This window comes from Subtercola sp. YIM 133946 (assembly GCF_036553535.1).
Lineage (GTDB): Bacteria > Actinomycetota > Actinomycetes > Actinomycetales > Microbacteriaceae > Subtercola.
On the sequence record NZ_JAZHPE010000012.1, the window covers coordinates 18,224 to 37,559 of the forward strand.

Annotated in this window: 16 protein-coding genes; 3 read left to right on the plus strand and 13 right to left on the minus strand. The window is 67.9% G+C overall.

The genetic code is table 11. The annotated features are described in order from the left end of the window. Positions 1–71: 71 nt before the first annotated feature. Both V3W46_RS03105 and V3W46_RS19595 read left to right on the plus strand, forming a co-directional pair. A complete protein-coding gene (locus V3W46_RS03105; protein ID WP_331781632.1) occupies positions 72–1,715 on the plus strand; it encodes a hypothetical protein in 1,644 nt (547 codons plus the stop codon). Between the two features lie 310 nt (positions 1,716–2,025). Then, positions 2,026–3,093, plus strand: a complete 1,068-nt coding sequence (locus V3W46_RS19595; RefSeq protein ID WP_443069915.1) for an oxygenase MpaB family protein — start codon at positions 2,026–2,028, stop codon at positions 3,091–3,093. 116 nt (positions 3,094–3,209) lie between these two features. Here the strand turns inward: V3W46_RS19595 and V3W46_RS03120 are convergent, their stop codons facing one another. Together V3W46_RS03120 and V3W46_RS03125 are read right to left on the minus strand one after the other, a co-directional pair. Continuing rightward, positions 3,210–5,735, minus strand: a complete 2,526-nt coding sequence (locus tag V3W46_RS03120; protein ID WP_331781633.1) for an ATP-dependent helicase — start codon at positions 5,733–5,735, stop codon at positions 3,210–3,212. A gap of 12 nt (positions 5,736–5,747) precedes the next feature. Then, positions 5,748–6,758 carry a glycerophosphodiester phosphodiesterase family protein gene (locus V3W46_RS03125; protein WP_331781634.1) on the minus strand — a complete coding sequence of 337 codons (1,011 nt, stop codon included), beginning with the start codon at positions 6,756–6,758 and terminating at the stop codon, positions 5,748–5,750. Positions 6,759–6,933: 175 nt separating this feature from the next. On the opposite strand from V3W46_RS03125, the gene V3W46_RS03130 reads away from it, so the two are divergent. Then, complete coding sequence (locus V3W46_RS03130) at positions 6,934–7,728, plus strand: Bax inhibitor-1/YccA family protein (RefSeq protein ID WP_331781635.1); 795 nt, start codon at positions 6,934–6,936, stop codon at positions 7,726–7,728. Between the two features lie 104 nt (positions 7,729–7,832). Here V3W46_RS03130 and V3W46_RS03135 read toward each other — a convergent pair whose 3' ends face one another. The 11 genes from V3W46_RS03135 to V3W46_RS03185 all read right to left on the minus strand — a co-directional run bounded on the left by V3W46_RS03135 (position 7,833) and on the right by V3W46_RS03185 (position 19,199). After that, complete coding sequence (locus V3W46_RS03135; RefSeq protein ID WP_331781636.1) at positions 7,833–9,815, minus strand: ABC transporter ATP-binding protein; 1,983 nt, start codon at positions 9,813–9,815, stop codon at positions 7,833–7,835. Further along, positions 9,812–11,548: an ABC transporter ATP-binding protein gene (locus tag V3W46_RS03140; RefSeq protein WP_331781637.1), complete on the minus strand. Its 1,737-nt coding sequence runs from the start codon at positions 11,546–11,548 to the stop codon at positions 9,812–9,814. Before V3W46_RS03140 ends, V3W46_RS03135 begins: the two co-directional genes overlap by 4 nt. Further along, positions 11,545–12,162, minus strand: a complete 618-nt coding sequence (locus tag V3W46_RS03145; RefSeq protein WP_331781638.1) for a TetR/AcrR family transcriptional regulator — start codon at positions 12,160–12,162, stop codon at positions 11,545–11,547. Before V3W46_RS03145 ends, V3W46_RS03140 begins: the two co-directional genes overlap by 4 nt. A 65-nt stretch (positions 12,163–12,227) precedes the next feature. Next, positions 12,228–12,485 carry a toxin gene (locus tag V3W46_RS03150; RefSeq protein WP_331781639.1) on the minus strand — a complete coding sequence of 86 codons (258 nt, stop codon included), beginning with the start codon at positions 12,483–12,485 and terminating at the stop codon, positions 12,228–12,230. Beyond that, positions 12,482–12,859, minus strand: coding sequence for a ribbon-helix-helix domain-containing protein (locus V3W46_RS03155; protein WP_331781640.1), 378 nt, complete (start codon positions 12,857–12,859; stop codon positions 12,482–12,484). The genes V3W46_RS03150 and V3W46_RS03155 overlap by 4 nt, the downstream gene beginning before the upstream one ends. A 67-nt stretch (positions 12,860–12,926) precedes the next feature. Beyond that, positions 12,927–14,474 (minus strand): glutamine-hydrolyzing GMP synthase, encoded by a 1,548-nt coding sequence (gene guaA / locus V3W46_RS03160; protein WP_331781641.1) that lies wholly within the window; start codon positions 14,472–14,474, stop codon positions 12,927–12,929. A 118-nt stretch (positions 14,475–14,592) separates the two neighbouring features. Beyond that, positions 14,593–15,042 (minus strand): DUF3817 domain-containing protein, encoded by a 450-nt coding sequence (locus V3W46_RS03165; protein ID WP_331781642.1) that lies wholly within the window; start codon positions 15,040–15,042, stop codon positions 14,593–14,595. Between the two features lie 47 nt (positions 15,043–15,089). Then, positions 15,090–15,917 carry an SURF1 family cytochrome oxidase biogenesis protein gene (locus tag V3W46_RS03170; RefSeq protein WP_331781643.1) on the minus strand — a complete coding sequence of 276 codons (828 nt, stop codon included), beginning with the start codon at positions 15,915–15,917 and terminating at the stop codon, positions 15,090–15,092. Further along, positions 15,914–17,284, minus strand: coding sequence for a cation:proton antiporter (locus tag V3W46_RS03175; protein WP_331781646.1), 1,371 nt, complete (start codon positions 17,282–17,284; stop codon positions 15,914–15,916). The genes V3W46_RS03170 and V3W46_RS03175 overlap by 4 nt, the downstream gene beginning before the upstream one ends. A gap of 48 nt (positions 17,285–17,332) precedes the next feature. Further along, positions 17,333–17,863, minus strand: a complete 531-nt coding sequence (locus V3W46_RS03180) for a cation:proton antiporter regulatory subunit (RefSeq protein WP_331781644.1) — start codon at positions 17,861–17,863, stop codon at positions 17,333–17,335. A gap of 217 nt (positions 17,864–18,080) precedes the next feature. Then, a complete protein-coding gene (locus V3W46_RS03185; RefSeq protein WP_331781647.1) occupies positions 18,081–19,199 on the minus strand; it encodes a GuaB3 family IMP dehydrogenase-related protein in 1,119 nt (372 codons plus the stop codon). Positions 19,200–19,336: the final 137 nt, after the last annotated feature.

Below are 19,336 nucleotides of genomic sequence, written 5' to 3' on the forward strand. Positions count from 1 at the left end.
CGCTTTCGCAGCTCTCCACAATGTGCGGCATTCCGTGACCGACGGATGCCCGTGCCCTTCACTCTGGTGGCATGAAACCACTTCTGAAATCCCTCCTCACGATCGCCACCGCCGTTCTGGTCGCCGCGGTCGTCTTGGTCGTCGCCACACCGGCCTCCGCACTCACCGTCACCTCGCACGCCTACGGCCACGTCTCCGACACCGACGGCCGCTGGCTCGGCTCGCACCGGCTGGGCGACGGCAACCTCGGGTTGTGCCTGCAGGTCGAGAAAGACCCGCCCGAGGGTGCCGACGTCACCTACGACCCTGGCTCGATCCTCGGCTGGTACAGCCGCGACGACGCCGCGCGCCTCGCCTGGCTGGCCCGCAGCTCGGTGCTGACGACGAACGCCATCGAGGCCTCCGCCGCCCAGCTGGCTGCGTGGAGCCTCACCGGGCTCGACGGCCACGACGACGCGTACTACGCACAGCGGGCGAACGGCGACGCCGCTGCGGTGCTCGCCCGCGCCCGCCAGCTGCGTGCGCAGATGGACGGCGATGAGGGCGCCTCGCACGGCGTCACGGCGAGCGTCGCGTTCGCCGACACCGCGGGCGACGGCGGGGCGGGCGCGACCGTTCAGGCCGACCTGCGGGTCGACTTCGTCCACGGCGGGGTGCGCACCATCGAGGCCGGACGACACTCGGGCACGATGACGCTCACCGGTGCGACGTTCGATGACGGGTCGACCCGCATGACTGTTCAGAACGGGCAGTCGTACGCCGTGCATCCGGTCGGCCCCGCCGAGAAGACCGACGTGACGGCCTCGGTGAACTTCGTCGAACTGCCCTACGGCGACGACTTCTGGGTCGCGCGGGGGCCGAGCACCGTTCAGACACTGCTCGTGCAGCAGCCGCGCAAGGCTGCGGCCACGGCGTCTGCGAAGTATGCGGTGCGATCGGAGCTGCCGTTCTCTCCCGCCGTCGTCACGCAGACCAGTGCGCAGCGGGCCGAGCCCGGGGCGACCGTGCACGACGACCTCGACCTGCGGCTCGCCGCCGCGCCCACCGAACCGAAGGCGGCCGTCGACCACGTCGACCAGTGGGGAACCTACACGGCGGCCGACGGCTCAGAGGCACCGATCCCGGTGACGATCGACAGCACGCTGCGCGGTCCCTTCGACACGGCACCCACTCCCGCGCCCGCCGCGCCCGCCGGCTCTCCGGTGGTCTGCACGGTCGAGGTGTTCGCCGACCGGGGTCCCGGCCGCTACGTCACCCCCGCCTGCACCCTGCCCGCCGCCGGCTTCTACGTCTGGACAGAGACCATCGATCCCGCCAAGACCCCCGCCGACGAAGGCGGCGCCCGTGTGCGCGCCTGGGCCTCCCCCTTCGGCACGGCGTCTGAGGTGACGCAGGTCAGCCCGCCCACGGCTCCCCCGACACCGCCGACCACCCCACCCACGACCCCGCCGACCCCGCCCGCCTCGCCGACGCCGAGCGCCACCCCACCCGCGCCGCCCGCGCGCACACCCCCGCCTTCCGCCACGCCGACCCCGCTCCCGCCCATCGGCCCCCGCCCACCCACGAATCCCTCCGCCCTGGCCTCCACCGGCCTCGCCGCCCCACCCCTCCTCTGGCCCGCCGCGCTGACCCTCCTCCTCGGCGCCCTCACCCTCACCCTCCTCCGCGCGCGCACCCAGCGCGCCACCCGCCGCCGCCCCACCCCGCGCCGCTGAACGCCCGACGCACCGTCGCGCCGACCAGCGCGCATCTGGACTCACCGCGGGGGGGGTGGGTGGTGGAACTGGACCGGGGGTGGAGGTGGGCACGTGGATTAGGCCCCCTGACGTTCCCTCCGGCCGGCCGGCCCGTCGGTCTGGTCAGAGACCCGCCAACCGCGGTGGTACCCGACGCGACAGACGCGGGCGAGTCGTCGCTGGGCATGGCAGGTCCGGGTGGCCCGCGTTTACAGGCAGGGGTGTGCAGTTCACAGGCAGGGGTGTGCACCTGCGGCGGGCGCACACGTCGGCGACCTAGGCTCGGTGCATGAGCGTGTTCACCGATATGGCTGCCGAGGCGGTTCTGCTGGCCGGCGGCGGGCGAGCGATTCTGTTGCAGATCGCGAACCCGGCCGTCGGCCTCGCGGTAGCGCGGCACAGCGACTTCGCGGACCGTCCGCTCGACCGGTTCGCGAACACCGTGACCTACGCCTACGCCTCCGTCTTCGGCTCCCCCGCCGAGCGTGCCGCGGTCACGGCCCGCGTCAACCGCGCCCACGTTCCCGTGCACAGTGGTACCGTGCACAGCAGTCCCGCCCCCGACCGGCCCCGCGACCTCGCCACCACCCCCGACCAGCCCGGCACCTCCACCACACCCGACCAGCACGCCGCCACCACCACCCACCTGACCGGCACGGCCACCACACCCGACCAGCACGCCGCCACCCCCCACCTAAACGGCACGGCGGCCGCGACCACCCCCGACCAGCCCAATACGGCCACCACCACGCCCGGTCAGCACGCCACCAACACCACCACCCCACACCAGCTCGGCAAGGCCGACACCACGGCCGAGGCAAACGACACCGTGGCGTACGACGCGTTCGAGCCGGGGGCGCAGCTGTGGGTGGCCGCGACCCTGTACCAGTCCGCGATCACGGTCTACGAGAAGGTGTTCGGGGTGCTGGGGCCCGACGACGCCGAAGACGTCTACCGGCGGTACGCCGTGCTGGGCACGGCGCTGCAGGTGCCAGAGCAGAGCTGGCCGGCGACGCGAGCCGACTTCGAGCGGTACTGGGCCGCATCCGTCGCCGATCTGGTCGTCACCGATGAGGCGCGACGCGTCGCATCAGACCTGCTGCATCCGCGCACCGCCCCCGCGTGGCTGCGCGCCCTCATGCCGATCGTACGTCTCGCCACCGCCGGGCTGTTGACGCCCGAGCTGCGGCGCGCCTTCGTTCTGCCCTGGTCGGCGAGGCACCAGCGCAGCTTCGACCGGCTCTTCGCGGCCACCCGTCTGCTCTACCCCCACCTTCCCGCACGCGTTCGCCACCTCCCCCGAGACCGCTACCTGCGCGCCCTGCGCCGCTCGCTCGCCAGCCACCCGGCCTCCTGACCACCGCCCCAAGCGCCGCTCCAAGCGCCCTGTCGTCGCCACCGCCCCGGTCGAGCAGTCGAGGGTGCAGGAGCAGGAGCAGCAGGGGGCGCGAGGTGCCCCGAGCTAGCGGCGGGTCAGATCTTCTCGATGGGCGCGATCTTGATGAGCAGCTTCTTCGAGCCCGCCGCGTCGAACGACACATGCGCCACGCGCTTCGTGCCCTCGCCCGTCACGGCGTTCACCCGGCCCTCACCGAAGTCGGCGTGCCTGATGCGGTCGCCCGCCTGCAGCTCGAGGTCGCCGTTGTCGCGCACCTGCGCCGTGACCCGGTTGGGCCACTCGACCTTCGCCCGGGGCAGCCCACGGTCTTGGTCTCTGAACGAGAGCGAATCGCTGGCCCTGATGGAGCTGCGCGAGGTGTACCCGCCACCGGGTCGGTTCGAGTTCAGCGCGCGCGGCTGCGTTCCGCCGCGCGAGTTCGCCATGCCCGGCGACTGCCGCCAGTCGATCAGCTCGGCCGGTATCTCCTGCAGGTACCGGCTGGGCATCGCCACGGCCGTCTCGCCGAACTGCGCCCGCGTCATCGCCAGCGACAGGAACAACCGCCGCCTGGCCCGCGTGATACCCACATAGAACAGCCGTCGTTCTTCGGCCGGCCCGCCCGGCTCTGACGCCGACATGCGGTGCGGCAGCAGGTCTTCTTCGACCCCGGTCAGAAACACCGCCTCGTATTCGAGGCCCTTGGCCGTGTGCAGCGTCATCAGCGACACGGTTCCGCTCGAGTCGTCGAGCTCGTCGACGGCCGCCACCAACGACACCTCGGTGAGGAAGTCGAGCAGGCCGCCCTCAGGGTTGTTGCGCTGAAACTCCTTGGTCACCGCCACGAGCTCTTCGACGTTCTCGGCCCGAGCCTCGTCTTGCGGGTCGCGCCCGGCGCGCAGGGTCGCCACGTACTTGCTGCGCTCGAGCAGCATCGTGAGAATCTCCGACACGGTGGCCGGCCCCTCTTCGCGCTCGGGGTCGATCATCGCCGTGGCCTCATCGAGCATCGTCGCCAGGTCGAGAATGGCCCCCGTGACCTTGGGCCCGAGCCCGAGTTCCGGCGACCGCCGCATCGCGTCGCGGTAACTGACGTCGTTGTTCTCCGCGAACACGGCCAGCGCCGTCTCGGTGGCCGGACCGATGCCGCGCTTCGGGGTGTTCAGGATGCGCCGCAGTGCCAGCGCGTCACGTGGGTTCGCGACCGCGATGAGGTAGGCCAGCACGTCTTTGATCTCGGCGCGCTCGTAGAACCGCGTGCCGCCGAGCACCCGGTAGGGCACCGCCGACCTGATCAGGATCTCTTCGAGCGCACGGGTCTGCGCGTTGGTGCGGTAGAACACCGCGATGTCTTTGTAGGCCGTGCCCTCGTCGTGCAGCACCGCGATCTCGTCGGCGACGAACTGGGCCTCGTCGTGCCCGCTGTAGCCCGTGAAGCCGGTGATCTTGTCGCCGTCGCCGATGTCTGTCCAGAGCTTCTTGTCTTTGCGGTCGAAGTTGTTCTGGATGACGGCGTTGGCCGCGGCGAGGATGTTCTGGGTCGACCGGTAGTTCTGCTCGAGCAGCACCACGGTGGCACCCGGGAAGTCTCGTTCGAACTCGACGATGTTGCGAACATCCGCCCCTCTGAAGGCATAGATCGACTGGTCGCTGTCGCCGACGACGGTGAGGGATGCGCCGGGCAGGCCGGCGGTGCGTCGGCCGCCCCCCTCGCCTCCAGAGCCTCGGTCGCCACCGGAGCCCCCCGCGCCGGGTTCGCCTTCGCCGACGGGCCGCGTGAGCTCGTGGATGAGCGCGTACTGCGCATGGTTGGTGTCTTGGTACTCGTCGACCAGAATGTGCCGGAACCGGCGCCGGTAGTGCTCGGCCACGTGCGGAAAGGCACGGAACAGAAACACCGTCTGCCCGATGAGATCGTCGAAGTCGAAGGCGTTCGCCGCGTTCAGGCTGCGCGTGTACTGCCTGAAGATCTCGACGAACAGCTCTTCCTGCGGGTCGTTGAAGTTGGCCGTACGCGCGTAGCTGTCGGCGTCGGCCAGCTCGTTCTTGAGCTTCGAGATCTTGCCGGCCACCCCCGCGACGGTGAACCCGTAGGTGTCGGCCTGCAGGTCTTTGATGATGCGCTTGATGAGGGTGCGCGAGTCGTGCGAGTCGTAGATCGTGAAGCTCTTCGTGAAGCCGAAGTTCTCGGCCTCACGGCGCAGGATGCGCACGCACGCCGAGTGGAACGTCGAGATCCACATGCCGTCGGCCACCTGCCCGAGCAGCGCGCCGACCCGCTCGCGCATCTCGGCGGCGGCCTTGTTGGTGAAGGTGATGGCGAGAATCTGGCTCGGCCACGCCTCGCGGCTCTCGATGAGGCTCGCGATGCGGTGGGTCAGCACCCGGGTCTTGCCCGAACCGGCGCCAGCCACGATGAGCAGGGCTGGCCCGCGGTATTCGACGGCGGTGCGCTGCTCGGGGTTCAGCCCCGCGAGCAGCGGATTCTCGGCGGCACCGTCACTGCCGCCCCCGCCACCCGGGCGGTACTCGGCGCCGTCGAGGATGATCGGCACGCTCGACGGCCGGCCCGAGACGGGCCGTGCGGCGGTTCGATCTTCGGGGTCGCTGAGGGTCGTCATATCCCTTCAAGTTTAGGCGCCGGCACCGACACTCGCGGCCCGTGCGGCCACCGCGAGGTCGGGATGATCGGCGAACACGCCATCGACACCGCTGGCCAGAATCGCCGCGAACTCGGCCTCCCAGTCGCCCCATTCGCCAGGCGAGCCGGCCGCCCGGTACGCCCCGTCGAGAAAGGCGTTCTCGGGCCGCAGCGTCCAGGTGAACACCCGGAGCCCTGATGCACGCGCGGCCTCGACGACCGACGGATGCCGCGGCGCCAACAGCAACTGCTTGGGAACGCTGATGCCGTCGATCGCCTCGGCGGCCAGGCCGGCCAGCCCCCGCTCGTCGAGGTACGACGAATAGCTCGGCGCCCCGTCGCCGAGCGCCGCCACCAGGTCGGCCGGGGCCCCCTCGGCCTCGACGAGCAGCACCGTCGCGGCGCGCACACCGGCCTCGCGCACCCGCCGCAGCACGGTCGGCTCGAAGCTCTCGACCATGAGCCGCCCGTCGCCCGTGTTCCACCCCGCCGCGCGAACCTCGGCCGCGAAGAGTTCGGCGAGCGGCAGGCCGAGCCGCGCGAAGTAGGCAGCGTGCTTCAGCTCGGCCACTATTCCGAGGCGGCGCTGCAGGGCATCCTGTGCCTCATCGACCAACGCGAACAGGTCAGCCAGCCGCAGAATGCCGAACAGGCCGTCGAAGGTGGCGCTCTCGGGCCGCAGCCCCGGCAGCCGTTCGACGCAGCGCAGCGTCTGCAGCTCGGCCCAGGTGAAGTCTTCGGTGAACCAGCCCGTCAGCTCGACCCCGTCGATCGTCTTGCTCGTGCGGCGCGACGCGAACTGCGGATGCCCGGCCACATCGGTCGTGCCCGAGATCTCGTTCTCGTGCCTGAGCACCAGCACACCATCGCGGGTGACCACCACATCGGGCTCGACGTCGTCGGCACCGAGCTCGAAGGCTAGCTCGTACGCCGCCCGGCTGTGCTCGGGACGATAGCCGCTGGCACCACGGTGCCCGATGATCACAGGAAGCGTTCTGCCCACCCGAAAAGCGTAGAACGAGGGGCATATCGGGCACACCCGAGACATTGTTAACGTTGGCGAACGTCCAGCCAACATCTGGATTTCACCACTAGATTTAACGAGTCGCCTTCAGCACCACAGAAGCACCACAGACCCACCACACAGACTCCGCAAGGCGCAGACACTCGAGGAAACCATGGCTTCCAACAATCCCGCGTTCTCCCGTAACCCGGCCTTCAACGGCAAGGCACCGGCCGCGAACACCCCCACCATCACGGCCGCCGGCCTGGAGCAGATGTACGACGCTCCTGCCGCGACGCCGGCGCAGACGGGGCGCATCAGCTACGACGACGTGATCGTCAAGACCGCGCTCAACTTCGTCGTACTCGTCGCGTTCGCCGCGATCGGCTGGAACGTTCCCGTGCTGGCACTGCCCGCCGCGCTCATCGGGTTCGCCCTGGCGATGGTCAACATCTTCAAGAAGCAGCCGTCACCGCCGCTCATCCTGCTCTACGCAGCGGCCGAGGGCCTGTTCATCGGCGCCATCTCGGGTGTGTTCGAGAACCGTTACCCGGGTGTGGTCGTTCAGGCGGTCATCGCCACGATCTGCGTGTTCGCGGTGACGCTCGTGCTCTTCGCGTTCGGCAAGATCCGCGCGTCGAAGCGTGCCACGAAGATCTTCCTCATCGCGATGGTCGGCTACGTGGTGTTCTCGCTGGTCAACGTCGTTCTGATGGTCACCGGCGTCAACACCAACGCGTTCGGCCTGTCGAGCGCGACCATCTTCGGCATCCCGCTCGGGCTGATTCTCGGCGTGATCGTGACGATCCTCGCCGCATACTCGCTGGTGCTCGACTTCGACCAGATCCAGCGCGCGGTGAAAGCCGGCGCCCCGCGCAACCAGAGCTGGTCGGCGGCCTTCGGCCTCGTCGTCACGGTCGTCTGGCTGTACCTCGAGCTGCTGCGCCTGTTCGCGATCATCCGCAACTGAACCCGTTCGATTCGGGCTCGACATGACATACGCCCCGCCGAACCCATATGCGGTTCGTCGGGGCGTATTGCATGTCGGCGATGGGGCGGCCAGCCCCGCCGGGCTCAGTCGGTGATGGCCGCCGCGAACTGGGCGTTGTAGAGGTTGGCGTAGGCGCCGCCCGCGGCCAGCAGCTCGTCGTGGGTGCCCTGCTCCACGATGCGGCCCGACTCCATCACCAGAATGAGGTGGGCGTCGCGGATGGTCGACAGGCGGTGCGCGATGACGAAGCTCGTGCGGTCGGCACGCAACGCAGACATCGCGCGCTGCACCAGCACCTCGGTGCGGGTGTCGACCGATGACGTGGCCTCGTCGAGAATCAGCACCGACGGCTTCGCCAGAAACGCCCTGGCGATCGTGATGAGCTGCTTCTCCCCCGCCGACACGTTGTCGGCCTCATCGTTCAGCACGGTGTCGTACCCGTCGGGCAGCGAGTGCACGAACCGGTCGACGTAGGTGGCCTGAGCCGCCGCGAGAATCTCCTCCTCCGTGGCCGACGGGTTGCCATAGGCGATGTTGTCGCGAATGGTGCCGCCGAACAGCCAGGTGTCCTGCAGCACCATCCCGGTGCGGCCGCGCAGGTCGTCGCGGGTCATCGATGCGATGTCGGTGCCGTCGAGCGTGATGCGCCCGGCGTCGAGTTCGTAGAACCGCATGATCAGGTTGACGAGCGTGGTCTTGCCCGCGCCCGTCGGCCCGACGATCGCCACGGTCTGCCCCGGCAGCGCCGTCAGCGAGAGGTTCTCGATGAGCGGCTTCTCTGGGCTGTAGCTGAACGAGACGTTCTCGAACACCAGCCTGCCCTCGTCGTTCGACGGGGTGACGGCGGGCCGGGCATCCGGAGTCTGGTCGTCGGCGTCGAGCAGCTCGAACACCCGCTCGGCCGAGGCCACGCCCGACTGCAGAATGTTGGCCATCGACCCCAGCTGGGTCAACGGCTGCGTGAACTGGCGCGAGTACTGGATGAACGCCTGAACGTCACCGAGACTGAGGGTGCCGCTCGCCACCATCAATCCGCCGACTACGGCGATGGCGACGTACACCAGGTTGCCGATGAACATCATCGCCGGCATGATGATGCCCGACATGAACTGGGCGCCGAAACTGGACGTGAACAGCTCGTCGTTCTTCTGCCGGAACACCTCGTTGATCTCGCGGTGCCGCCCGAAGACCTTCACCAGCGCGTGGCCGGTGTAGGCCTCTTCGATGCGGGCGTTCAGTGCGCCGGTGTGCGCCCACTGCGCCACGAAGAGCTTCTGCGAGCGCTTCGCCACCAGCGTCGTGATCACGAGCGTGAGCGGAATCGTCACCAGCGCGATGAGGGCCAGCAGGGGCGAGATGATGAACATCATCGTGACGACGCCGATCACCGTGAGCAGCGACGTCATGATCTGCGACAGCGACTGCTGCAGGCTCTGCGAGATGTTGTCGATGTCGTTGGTGACGCGGCTCAGCAGCTCACCCCGTGGCATGCGGTCGAAATAGCCGAGCGGCAGGCGGTTGATCTTCTCCTCGACGTCTTCACGCAGCCGGTACACCGTGCGCTGCACCACGCCGTTGAGCAGGTACGACTGCATCCAGCTGAACACCGACGAGAACACGTAGATCGCCAGCACGAGCATCAGGATCATGCCGAGCTGGGTGAAGTCGATGCCCTGGCCGGGCGTGAAGGTGACGCTCTTCAACAGGTCGGCCTGCTGGCTCTGCCCCGCCGCGTTCAGCCCGTCGATCGCCTGCTGCTGGGTGGTTCCCGCCGGGAACTGCTCAGAGAGGATGCCCGCGAAGATCACGTTCGTCGCGTTGCCGAGCATCTTCGGCCCGAGCACCGACAGAGTGACGCTGATGATCGCCAGCACCGTGATGACGCCGATGAGCATGCGCTCGGGGCGCAGTCGGCCGGCCAGCCGCTTCGCGCTCGGCCCGAACGACTTCGATTTCTCTGCCGGCATGCCGGCGCCACCGAAGGGCCCGCCGCTGCCCGGTCCGCGCCGCACGGGCGGCCGCGGGGTGGCCGGAGCCTCCTCGATGGGCTGCGCTTCGTCGCTCATGCTGCCTCCTCGGCCGTCATCTGCGATTCGACGATCTCGCGATACGTCTCACTGGTCTCGAGTAGCTCGGCATGGGTGCCGCGGCCGACGATCCGCCCGTCTTCGAGCACCAGAATCTGGTCGGCGTCGATGATCGTCGAGACCCGCTGCGCCACGACCACCATGGTCGCCCCGCCCACGTCTCTGCGCAGTGCACGCCTGAGCCGGGCATCCGTCGCCAGGTCGAGCGCCGAGAACGAGTCGTCGAACACGTAGATCTCGGGGCGTTTCACCAGCGCCCTGGCGATGGCGAGCCGTTGTCGCTGGCCGCCCGACACATTCGTGCCGCCCTGCGCGATGGGCGAATCGAGGCCCTCGGGCATCTCTGCCACGAAGTCGCGCGCCTGGGCGGTCTCGAGCGCCTGCCAGAGCTCGTCGTCGCTGGCGTCGGGCTTTCCGTAGCGCAGGTTGCTCGCGACCGTTCCCGAGAACAGGTAGGGCTTCTGCGGCACGAGGCCGATGCGCGCCCACAGCACGTCGGGGTCGAGGTCGCGCACGTTCACCCCGTCGACCCGCACCTCACCGTCGGTGGCGTCGAACAGCCGCGGCAGCAGGTTGATGAGCGTGGTCTTGCCCGCCCCCGTGCTGCCGATGATCGCCGTGGTCTTGCCCGGCTCAGCCACGAAGGTGAGGTTGCACAGCACCGGCTCGGCCGCACCCGGGTAGGCGAAGCTTGCATTGTCGAGCTCGATCAGCCCGTGCTCGTCGAGCTCGGTCACGCCGTCGGCGCTCATCACGACCGACGAGGGCGTGTGCAGCACCTCGGTGATGCGGTCGGCGCAGACGGATGCCCGGGGAATCAGAATCGCCATGAACGTGGCCATCATCACCGCCATCAGAATCTGCACCAGGTACGTCAGAAACGCGGTCAGCGTGCCGATCTGCATCGACCCGTCGTCGATGCGGAACGCCCCGAACCAGATCACCGCCACACTCGACACGTTCATCACCAGCAGCACGAACGGAAACATCAGGGCGAACAGCCGGCCCGCCCGCAGCGCCGTGTCGGTGACCTCGCGGTTGGCGACCGCGAAGCGCTCAGTCTCGATGCGCTCACGAACGAACGCGCGAACGACCCGGATGCCCGTCAACTGCTCTCGCAGCACCCCGTTCACCTTGTCGATGCGCACCTGCATCAGCCGGAACAGCGGCACCATGCGCACGATGACGAGCCCCAGCACGACCAACAGCACCGGAACGGCGACCGCGATGATGCCCGACAGCGGCACATCGAGCGACAGCGCCATGATGATGCCGCCGACGGCCAGAATCGGCGCACTGACCAGAATCGTGCAGGTCATCAGCACGAGCATCTGCACCTGCTGCACATCGTTCGTGTTGCGAGTGATCAGCGAGGGCGCACCGAACTGCGACACCTCGCGCTCGGAGAAGTCGCCCACGTGCGTGAAGACGGCCAGCCGCAGGTCGCGGCCGAGGGCCATGGCCAGCTTGGCGCCGAAGTACACCGCGATGATCGAGCAGATCACCTGGGCGAAGGTGATCATCAGCATGAGGCCGCCGATGCGCAGAATGTAGCCGGTGTCACCGGTCGCCACCCCGTTGTCGATGATGTCGGCGTTGAGGGTCGGCAGGTAGAGCGAGGCGATCGCCTGGGCGAGCTGAAAGATCACCACCCCGACGAAGAGGCGCCAGTGCGGTTTCGCATAGGCGCCGATGAGCCTGATGAGTTTCATGGCGTGCCTTCTTTCATGATGCCGTGCAGAACGAAGTCGGTGAGGGTGTCGAGGTCGATGGGTGAGTCGCCGATGACGTGCGGCAGCGATGCCGACAGGGCAACCATGCGGATGAGCTGCACGATTCGCTCGCTGTCGAAGCGCAGCTGCGGCTCTTCGCCGTCGAGCAGGTCGACGACGCGCCGCACGAGCTCGCTCTGCCCGTTGTGCGGCGGTCGCTGGCCGGCCAACCCGAGTGAGTTCATCATCTGGAAGATGGTCATGAAGCGGTTGTGCATCAGTTCGAGCAGCCGGCGAACCTTCGCTTCGAGCGGCAGCGTGCGGTCGATCTGCCGAATGTCGCGTCGAAACGGCTCGGGGTCGAGGTGCGCCTCGATCGCCGCGTCGATCAGCGCCTCTTTGTCGCCGAACGCCCGAAAGATCGTTCCCTCGGCGATGCCGGCCGCCGCCGCGATCTGGGCGCTGGTCACCTGCCGCCCATGCTCGATCAGCAGCGGCGTCACCGCGGCGATGATGGATGCCCGGCGATCCTCCAGCGCCATGGCCGGGGCGCGGCGGGCGCGGGCGTCCGCCCGCAGTGCGTCAGCTGCTCGTGCTGGGTCCGTCGTAGTCACGTCGTCGATTGTACCTGAGTGAGTGCTCACTCACAAGCAGTTCTCTGCGCCAGAAACGCAGAGGATCAGACGATTTTCAAGGTTGTAGGAAGCAGGTCGATCATGTGAGGGCGCGCTTTGATCGCGTGAATGACGAGCTCATTTCCGCTGTCGAAGACGAGAACGACGGTCTCGAGCAAACGTCCCCGCGTGTCGAACCCGAGTCGCAGCTGTCGAGCTGGATTCTCGTCATCTATGTCCTCGATCCATAACGCCCACGTCGCTGCCTGAACCACATCCGTCGCGAGCAGGCGATGTTTCAGCGCGGACGGATGGACATTCACGCCGCAAAAGCTAAAAGCGCTTCACGGATGACATCAGAGCGAGTTTTCCCCTCGCGCTCGGCTTTGGCATCGATGGCTTCAAGCTCCCCGACCGTGAGACGCAGCGTCACGACCTGCGACGCCTCAGCACCCCTACCAGGACGGCCGCGGCCCCGTTTTTTCAGCACCTCGACGTCGTAGCCAGCCTCAGCCTCAACAACCCATGATGCGATTTGCTCCTCGGTGACCGGTACCCCATCGATCGTCTCTTCACCACTCATACGAATACCGTAATACGAAATGGGGACGGGGTCGAGATCTACCGACCGGGAAGCGAACAAAGCCACGCCGGCAGCACCGGGGCGGTCACGCGAATCCCCGTTCCGTTCACTCATAACATGAGAATACCACACCTTTCGTTGACGTGGCGTTCTTGCGCAGTGGAGCGTTGACGGACTCGACTCACTCCCACTCGATGGTTCCCGGCGGCTTCGACGTGACGTCGAGCACGACCCGGTTGACGCCGGCGACCTCATTGGTGATGCGGTTCGAGATTCGGGCGAGCAGGTCGTAGGGCAGACGGGTCCAGTCGGCCGTCATCGCGTCTTCACTCGACACCGGGCGCAAGACGATCGGATGCCCGTAGGTACGCCCATCGCCCTGAACGCCGACCGACCGCACGTCGGCCAGCAGCACCACGGGGCACTGCCAGATCTCACCGTCGAGCCCGGCTGCGGTCAGCTCGGCGCGCACGATGGCGTCTGCCGCCCGCAGCAGCTCGAGCCGCTCGAACGTCACCTCGCCCACGATGCGAATGCCGAGGCCGGGGCCGGGGAACGGCTGGCGCCCGACGATGACCTCGGGAAGACCGAGCTGGCGACCGATGGCGCGCACCTCGTCTTTGAAGAGGGTGCGCAGCGGCTCGACGAGCTCGAACTGCAGGTCTTCGGGCAGGCCGCCCACGTTGTGGTGGCTCTTGATGTTCGCGGTGCCGGTTCCGCCGCCCGACTCGACGACGTCGGGGTACAGCGTGCCCTGCACGAGGAACTTCACCGGCTCGCCGTCGGTCGCCGCGGCCTCGAGCACGAGGGCCTCGGCGGCGCCTTCGAAGCTCCGGATGAACTCGCGCCCGATGATCTTGCGCTTCTGTTCGGGGTCGGTGACGCCGGCGAGAGCGTCGAGAAACTGCTCACGGGCATCCACCGTCACCAGACGAACGCCGGTCGACGCCACGTAGTCGACCTCGACCTGGCGGCGCTCGTCGGCGCGCAGCAGCCCGTGGTCGACGAAGACGCAGGTCAGCTGGTCGCCGACCGCCTCGTGCACGAGAGCCGCGGCCACGGCCGAGTCGACCCCGCCCGAGAGCCCGCAGATGACCTTGCCCGAGCCGACCTGGGCCCGAATCGCCGCGACCTGGTCGGCGATGACGTTGCCGCTGTTCCAGTCGGCGGGAATGCCGGCCGCACGGTGCAGGAAGTTCTCGAGCACGTCTTGCCCGTACTGCGTGTGCTTCACCTCGGGGTGCCACTGCACGCCGTACTGCTGCTTGTCGTCGTTGGCGAACGCGGCGACCGGGGTGGATGCACTGCTCGCCACGACCGTGAAACCATCCGGTGCCTTCGACACCTGGTCGCCGTGACTCATCCACACCGTCTGGTCGGCGGGCTGGCCGTCGAGCAGCACTCCCCCGCTGCCGGTGACATTCATGTCGGTGGCGCCGTACTCGCGCAGGCCACTGTGGGCCACCTCGCCGCCGAGGGCCTGCGCCATGACCTGAAAGCCGTAGCAGATGCCCAGCACGGGCACACCCAGGTCGAAGATTGCCGGGTCGAGCGCCGGGGCGCCCTCTTCGTAGACACTCGACGGGCCGCCGCTCAGCACGATGCCGACGGGCGACTTCGCGGCGACCTCGGCCGCGGTGATGTTGCTGGGCACGATCTCGCTGTACACGCTCGCCTCGCGCACGCGGCGCGCGATGAGCTGGGCGTACTGGGCGCCGAAGTCGACCACGAGAACGGGGCGGCTGGTCGAAGCCGCCGCCTCTGTGCTGTCGGGCGAGTCGACCGCCGCTTCTGTGCTGTCGGGCGAGGCTACCGCCTCTGTGCTGTCGGGCTGGGCCGGGGCGTTGTTACTGATGGGTTGCCTCCGCGGGCTGAGTGACGAGGGCGGCCTCGCGGGCCGCCAGGTAGGCGGTGACCTCGCGAGCGGTGCGGCTCTCGAGGAAGAACGACAGGAACGGAATGATGCCGCCGAGGGCGAGCAGCACGAAACGGGTGAAGTTCCAGCGCATGCGCGACCACAGCTGGAAGCAGGAGAAGAGGTACACCACGTAGAACCAGCCGTGCACGATCAGCAGGCCGGTGCTCAGGTTCACGCCGGTGACGGTGCCGACGGGCACCAGGGCGAGAAAGCCGTGGGAGCCGCCGAGCTCGAGTTCGAGGCCGATGGGGGTGTACTTGAAGATCACCTCGAGGCACAGCAGCAGCAGCAGGGTACCGGTGATGATGGCGCAGACCCGGTAGAACGTCAGCGCAGACCGGATGCGCGGAAAATCCTTCTGCTTGGGCTCGAGTGGCATGGGGTTATTCTACCTTTCGCACAAGGGGCGTTCTGGTGCCCAGGGGGCTAGCTGGTGGGGCGCGACGGCGCGCTGTAGGCGGCCTCGAGCTCGGCCTCTTCGTTCTCGCGCTCCCACGCGTCTTTGACGAGCCGGTACCAGAAGAAGATCGCGAAGCCCGCAAAGATCACCCACTCGATGGCGTAGAACACGTTGAGCCAGTTCAGCTCAGTCGTACGCTGCGGAATGGGCGAGTCGATGGCGGCGAGGCCGTCGATCGGGGCTTTGGCGACGATGTAGCCGCCGAACACGTTGGCGGTGTCGGGAAAGTTCTGCCACGTGTTGATCAACGACGACACCGCGAGCGTCGACGGCACATACGCCGCCGCCGACTTGCCCTGCGCGTCGCTCACCTCGGCGCCGTCGGTGCCGACGTACCGGCCCACGAGCGTCTCAGAGGGGAACGTCGAGGTGGCATTGAGCTGGTCGAGCACCGCGTCGGCCTGCGACCGGTCTGCCGACCATCCGAGAGCCACGGCCACGCTCGTCAGCGAAGCCGACCCCTGCGGCTGGTCGAGGTCGAGGCGCGCCACGACCCAGTAGCCGAGCTGGCCGCCGTTCAGGCGCGAGGAGACGAGTGTGAAGTCGGGCGACACGAGCGTGCCGGTCACCGTGACCATCTGCCCGTCTTGCGTCTCGAGAACCGGCTGGCCCGCGGTCGAGACGTCAGTGAGCTGTTCGACGACCTCGGTCGTGGCGTTCGGGTTGGGACCGTTCGAGGTCACAGCGCGCGAGATCTGCCACTGCCCGAGGGCACCGAAGATGGCCGCCACCAGCAGCGCGAGAACGAGCGCCCGAATCCACTTCGGGCGTCGCATCACACTGAAGATGGTCAATACTCGTCGTCTTTCCCGCTGGTGTCGAGTTGGTCGGATTGGCTGTTCGCCTGCTCCACAACCCGCTCAACATACTCCTTCGTAGCTGGGTTCTCGCCGGGTTCGAGACCCGCCGTCGCCGCCTCGACGAGGGCGATCTCCTCGGCCATCATCGCGTCGCGCGGTTTGGGCGGCGCCGCGGCGGCCTTGGCCTTCTTGCGCTTGGTACCCAGAATCAGGTTGCTGATGTTCTCAGAGTTCGAGGCGATGATAGGCCCGGCCACGGCCATCACGAGCACGTAGAGGCCGGCGAACGACTGTATTCGTTCATCCAGGCCCGCGGCGAGCGCCAGCGTGGCGAGAATGAGCGCGAATTCGCCCCGGTTCTGCAGGATGACCGTGGCGTTGATGCCCGCCCGCACCCCCAGACCGTTCAGCTTGGCGACGAACTGGCCGGCCCCGGCGTTCAGCACCATCGTCATCACGACCGCGCCGAGAACCGGCCAGATGACCTCGGGAAAGGTCGACGGGTTGAGGCTCAGGCCGAAGTTCAGGAAGAAGAAGGCGCCGAACACGTCGCGCAGCGGGATCGCGATGTGCTCGATCTTGTTGCGGTACCGGGTGGCGCCGAGCACGAGGCCGATCAGGAAGGCGCCGATGGCGTCGGTCACGCCGAGGATCTCGCCGATGCCGCCGAACATGATCGCCAGCCCGAAGAACAGGATCGTGAACAGCTCGTCGTCTTTGGTGCGGAAGAATCGCGACACCACGCGGCCGCCGAACCGGGCGACGGCGAACATCGTCACCAGGAAGAGGAACGCGATGCCGAGCTTCAGGATGACCGGCCAGATCGCCGTCTCACCGCTCAGCACCACCGACACGATCGCCAGGTAGATCGCGATGAAGATGTCTTCGACCACGGTGACGCCCAGGATCATGGGGGTCTCGGGGTTCGCGAGGCGGTTGAGTTCGATCAGCAGCTTCGTCACGATGGCGCTCGACGAGGTCGCCGTGATGCCGGCGATGATCAGTGCCTCACGGGTGCCCCAGCCCACCAGGAAGCCGAACGCGAAGCCCGCGATCATGTTGATGGCGATGTACGAGCCGCCCGAGATGATCAGCTTGCCGGCGTTGGAGAAGAACTCGTCTTGATCGAACTCGAGCCCCAGGCTGAAGAGCAGCATGATGAGGCCGAACACCGCGATGAGCGCGATGTAGGCGTTGTTGTCGAAGTCGATCGGAAAGAGGTTGAAGTGCGGGCTCGCCAGAAGCCCCACCACCATGTAGATCGGGATCGCCGGCAGGCCGATGGCCTTGCCGAGGCGCCCGAGAATGTAGGCGATGACGAACAGGATGCCCAGAATCAGAAGATCGGGCCCGAGGTGCACAACCCCGCCCGTGTCAGTCGCGGCCGCGCCGATAGCGGTCAGCATCGCCTACCCCCCGGGCGGCGCGTCGACAGCGCTCTTGGTCTTGTATTGGCCGGTGCGGAAGAAGTTGAACACCTTGGCCACCTTCTCGGGGCTGCCCGCGACCACGAGCGTGTCGCCGGGAAAGACCTTGAAGTCGCTGGCCGGCGCCGGGTTGGCCGACTCGCCCCGCACGACGGCGACGACGGTCACGCCGACGACGCCACGGTCTGCGGGGTCGCCGAGCTCCTGGCCGGCGATGTGGTCTTCGTAGTCGACGGTGAACCAGTCGATGCTGAGGCCGGGTATCTGGTCGAGCGCGGTCAGCGACTCGGTGATCTGCGTGCCGCCGAGCAGCTCGGCGAGCGTGCGGGCCTCGTCTTCGCTGAGCCGCAGCGACACCTTCGTGCCCTCTGCGCCGTCTTCTTCATCGGCGAACGTGATGAGGTCGTTGTGCCCCGAGCGGTGGGCGATGACGCCGATCTTGCCCCCGTCGTCGGTGACGAAGGTGTGCAGAACGCCCACCCCCGGAAGCTTGACCCGTCGTACATCGACCATGACTGATCTCCCTGCCGCATATTCGTGAGCGATTTCCTGAACACCCATTCTACCCAAGGGCCGTCGTGCGTTCGCCGGTCGAGTAGTCGCGCAGCGGCGTATCGAGACCCTCGTGCGTGCTGGCAGACGTCAGGTTTCGATACGCGGCGGGGTCGCTACTCAACCATCGGACGGGCCAGCGGTCAGGCCGCTACTCAACCGGCGGACGGGCCGGCGGTCAGCGCGCCGAGTACGGCGCGACCACCACCTCGATGCGCTGGAACTCCTTGAGGTCGGAGTAGCCGGTCGTCGCCATCGAGCGCCGCAGCGCACCGATGAGGTTCGCCGTGCCGTCGGCGACCGGCGACGGCCCGAACAGAATCTGCTCGAGCGGCGCCACTCGGCCCACCTCGACACGGTTGCCGCGCGGCAGCTGGGAGTGGTGCGCCTCGGGGCCCCAGTGGTAGCCGCCCCCGGGAGCATCCGTCGCCCGGGCCAGGGCGGTGCCGAGCATCACGGCGTCGGCGCCGACCGAGACGGCCTTGACGATGTCACCCGAGGTGCTGAGGCCGCCGTCGGCGATGACGTGCACGTAGCGGCCGCCCGACTCGTCGAGGTAGTCGCGCCGTGCGCCGGCCACGTCGGCCACGGCGGTCGCCATGGGGGCGTGGATGCCCAGCGTGGCCCGCGTCGTCGACGCCGCCCCGCCGCCGAAGCCGACCAGCACACCGGCGGCACCAGTGCGCATGAGGTGCAGTGCCGCGGTGTACGTCGCCGCCCCGCCCACGATGACCGGAACATCGAGCTCGTAGATGAACTTCTTCAGGTTGAGCGGTTCGACGCTCTTCGACACGTGCTCGGCCGACACGGTCGTGCCCCTGATGAAGAACAGGTCGACGCCCGCTGCGACGACGGTCTCGTAGAGTTCCTGCGTGCGCTGGGGTGACAGCGCGCCGGCCACGGTGACTCCGGATGCCCTGATCTCGGCCAGGCGCGCGGTCACCAGCTCGGGCTTGACCGGCTCGGCGTAGATCTGCTGCATGCGCACGGTGGCGGCGCCGGCCGGCAGCTGCTGGATCTCCTCGAGCAGCGGCTCGGGGTTCTCATACCTCGTCCACAGCCCCTCGAGGTCGAGCACGCCGAGGCCGCCGAACCGGCCCATGGCGATCGCCGTCGCGGGTGAGACGACCGAGTCCATCGGGGCGGCCAGCACCGGGATGTCGAACTGGTAGGCGTCGATCGACCAGCTCACCGACACGTCTTCGGGGTCACGGGTTCGCCTCGAGGGAACGACGGCGATGTCGTCGAAGGCGTAAACCCGGCGGCCCCGCTTCGAGCGGCCGATTTCTCTTTCCATACTCACCCGCCAATACTACTGGCGTGCCGGCGGCGGGTTTCGATACGCCGCGGCGCGGCTACTCAACCTGCGCTGGTGGAGTAGGCCGCAGGCCGTATCGAAACCTGCTGCCACTCAACCTGCGCCGGTTGAGTAGG

What these genes read in the sequence shown, in the direction of transcription:
- V3W46_RS03105 (WP_331781632.1), top strand. Translation starts at nt 72, where the DNA reads ATGAAACCACTTCTGAAATCCCTCCTCACGATCGCCACCGCCGTTCTG.
- V3W46_RS19595 (WP_443069915.1), top strand. Translation starts at nt 2,026, where the DNA reads ATGAGCGTGTTCACCGATATGGCTGCCGAGGCGGTTCTGCTGGCCGGC.
- V3W46_RS03120 (WP_331781633.1), bottom strand. Translation starts at nt 5,735, where the DNA reads ATGACGACCCTCAGCGACCCCGAAGATCGAACCGCCGCACGGCCCGTC.
- V3W46_RS03130 (WP_331781635.1), top strand. Translation starts at nt 6,934, where the DNA reads ATGGCTTCCAACAATCCCGCGTTCTCCCGTAACCCGGCCTTCAACGGC.
- V3W46_RS03135 (WP_331781636.1), bottom strand. Translation starts at nt 9,815, where the DNA reads ATGAGCGACGAAGCGCAGCCCATCGAGGAGGCTCCGGCCACCCCGCGG.
- V3W46_RS03140 (WP_331781637.1), bottom strand. Translation starts at nt 11,548, where the DNA reads ATGAAACTCATCAGGCTCATCGGCGCCTATGCGAAACCGCACTGGCGC.
- V3W46_RS03155 (WP_331781640.1), bottom strand. Translation starts at nt 12,859, where the DNA reads ATGAGTGAACGGAACGGGGATTCGCGTGACCGCCCCGGTGCTGCCGGC.
- V3W46_RS03165 (WP_331781642.1), bottom strand. Translation starts at nt 15,042, where the DNA reads ATGCCACTCGAGCCCAAGCAGAAGGATTTTCCGCGCATCCGGTCTGCG.
- V3W46_RS03180 (WP_331781644.1), bottom strand. Translation starts at nt 17,863, where the DNA reads ATGGTCGATGTACGACGGGTCAAGCTTCCGGGGGTGGGCGTTCTGCAC.
- V3W46_RS03185 (WP_331781647.1), bottom strand. Translation starts at nt 19,199, where the DNA reads ATGGAAAGAGAAATCGGCCGCTCGAAGCGGGGCCGCCGGGTTTACGCC.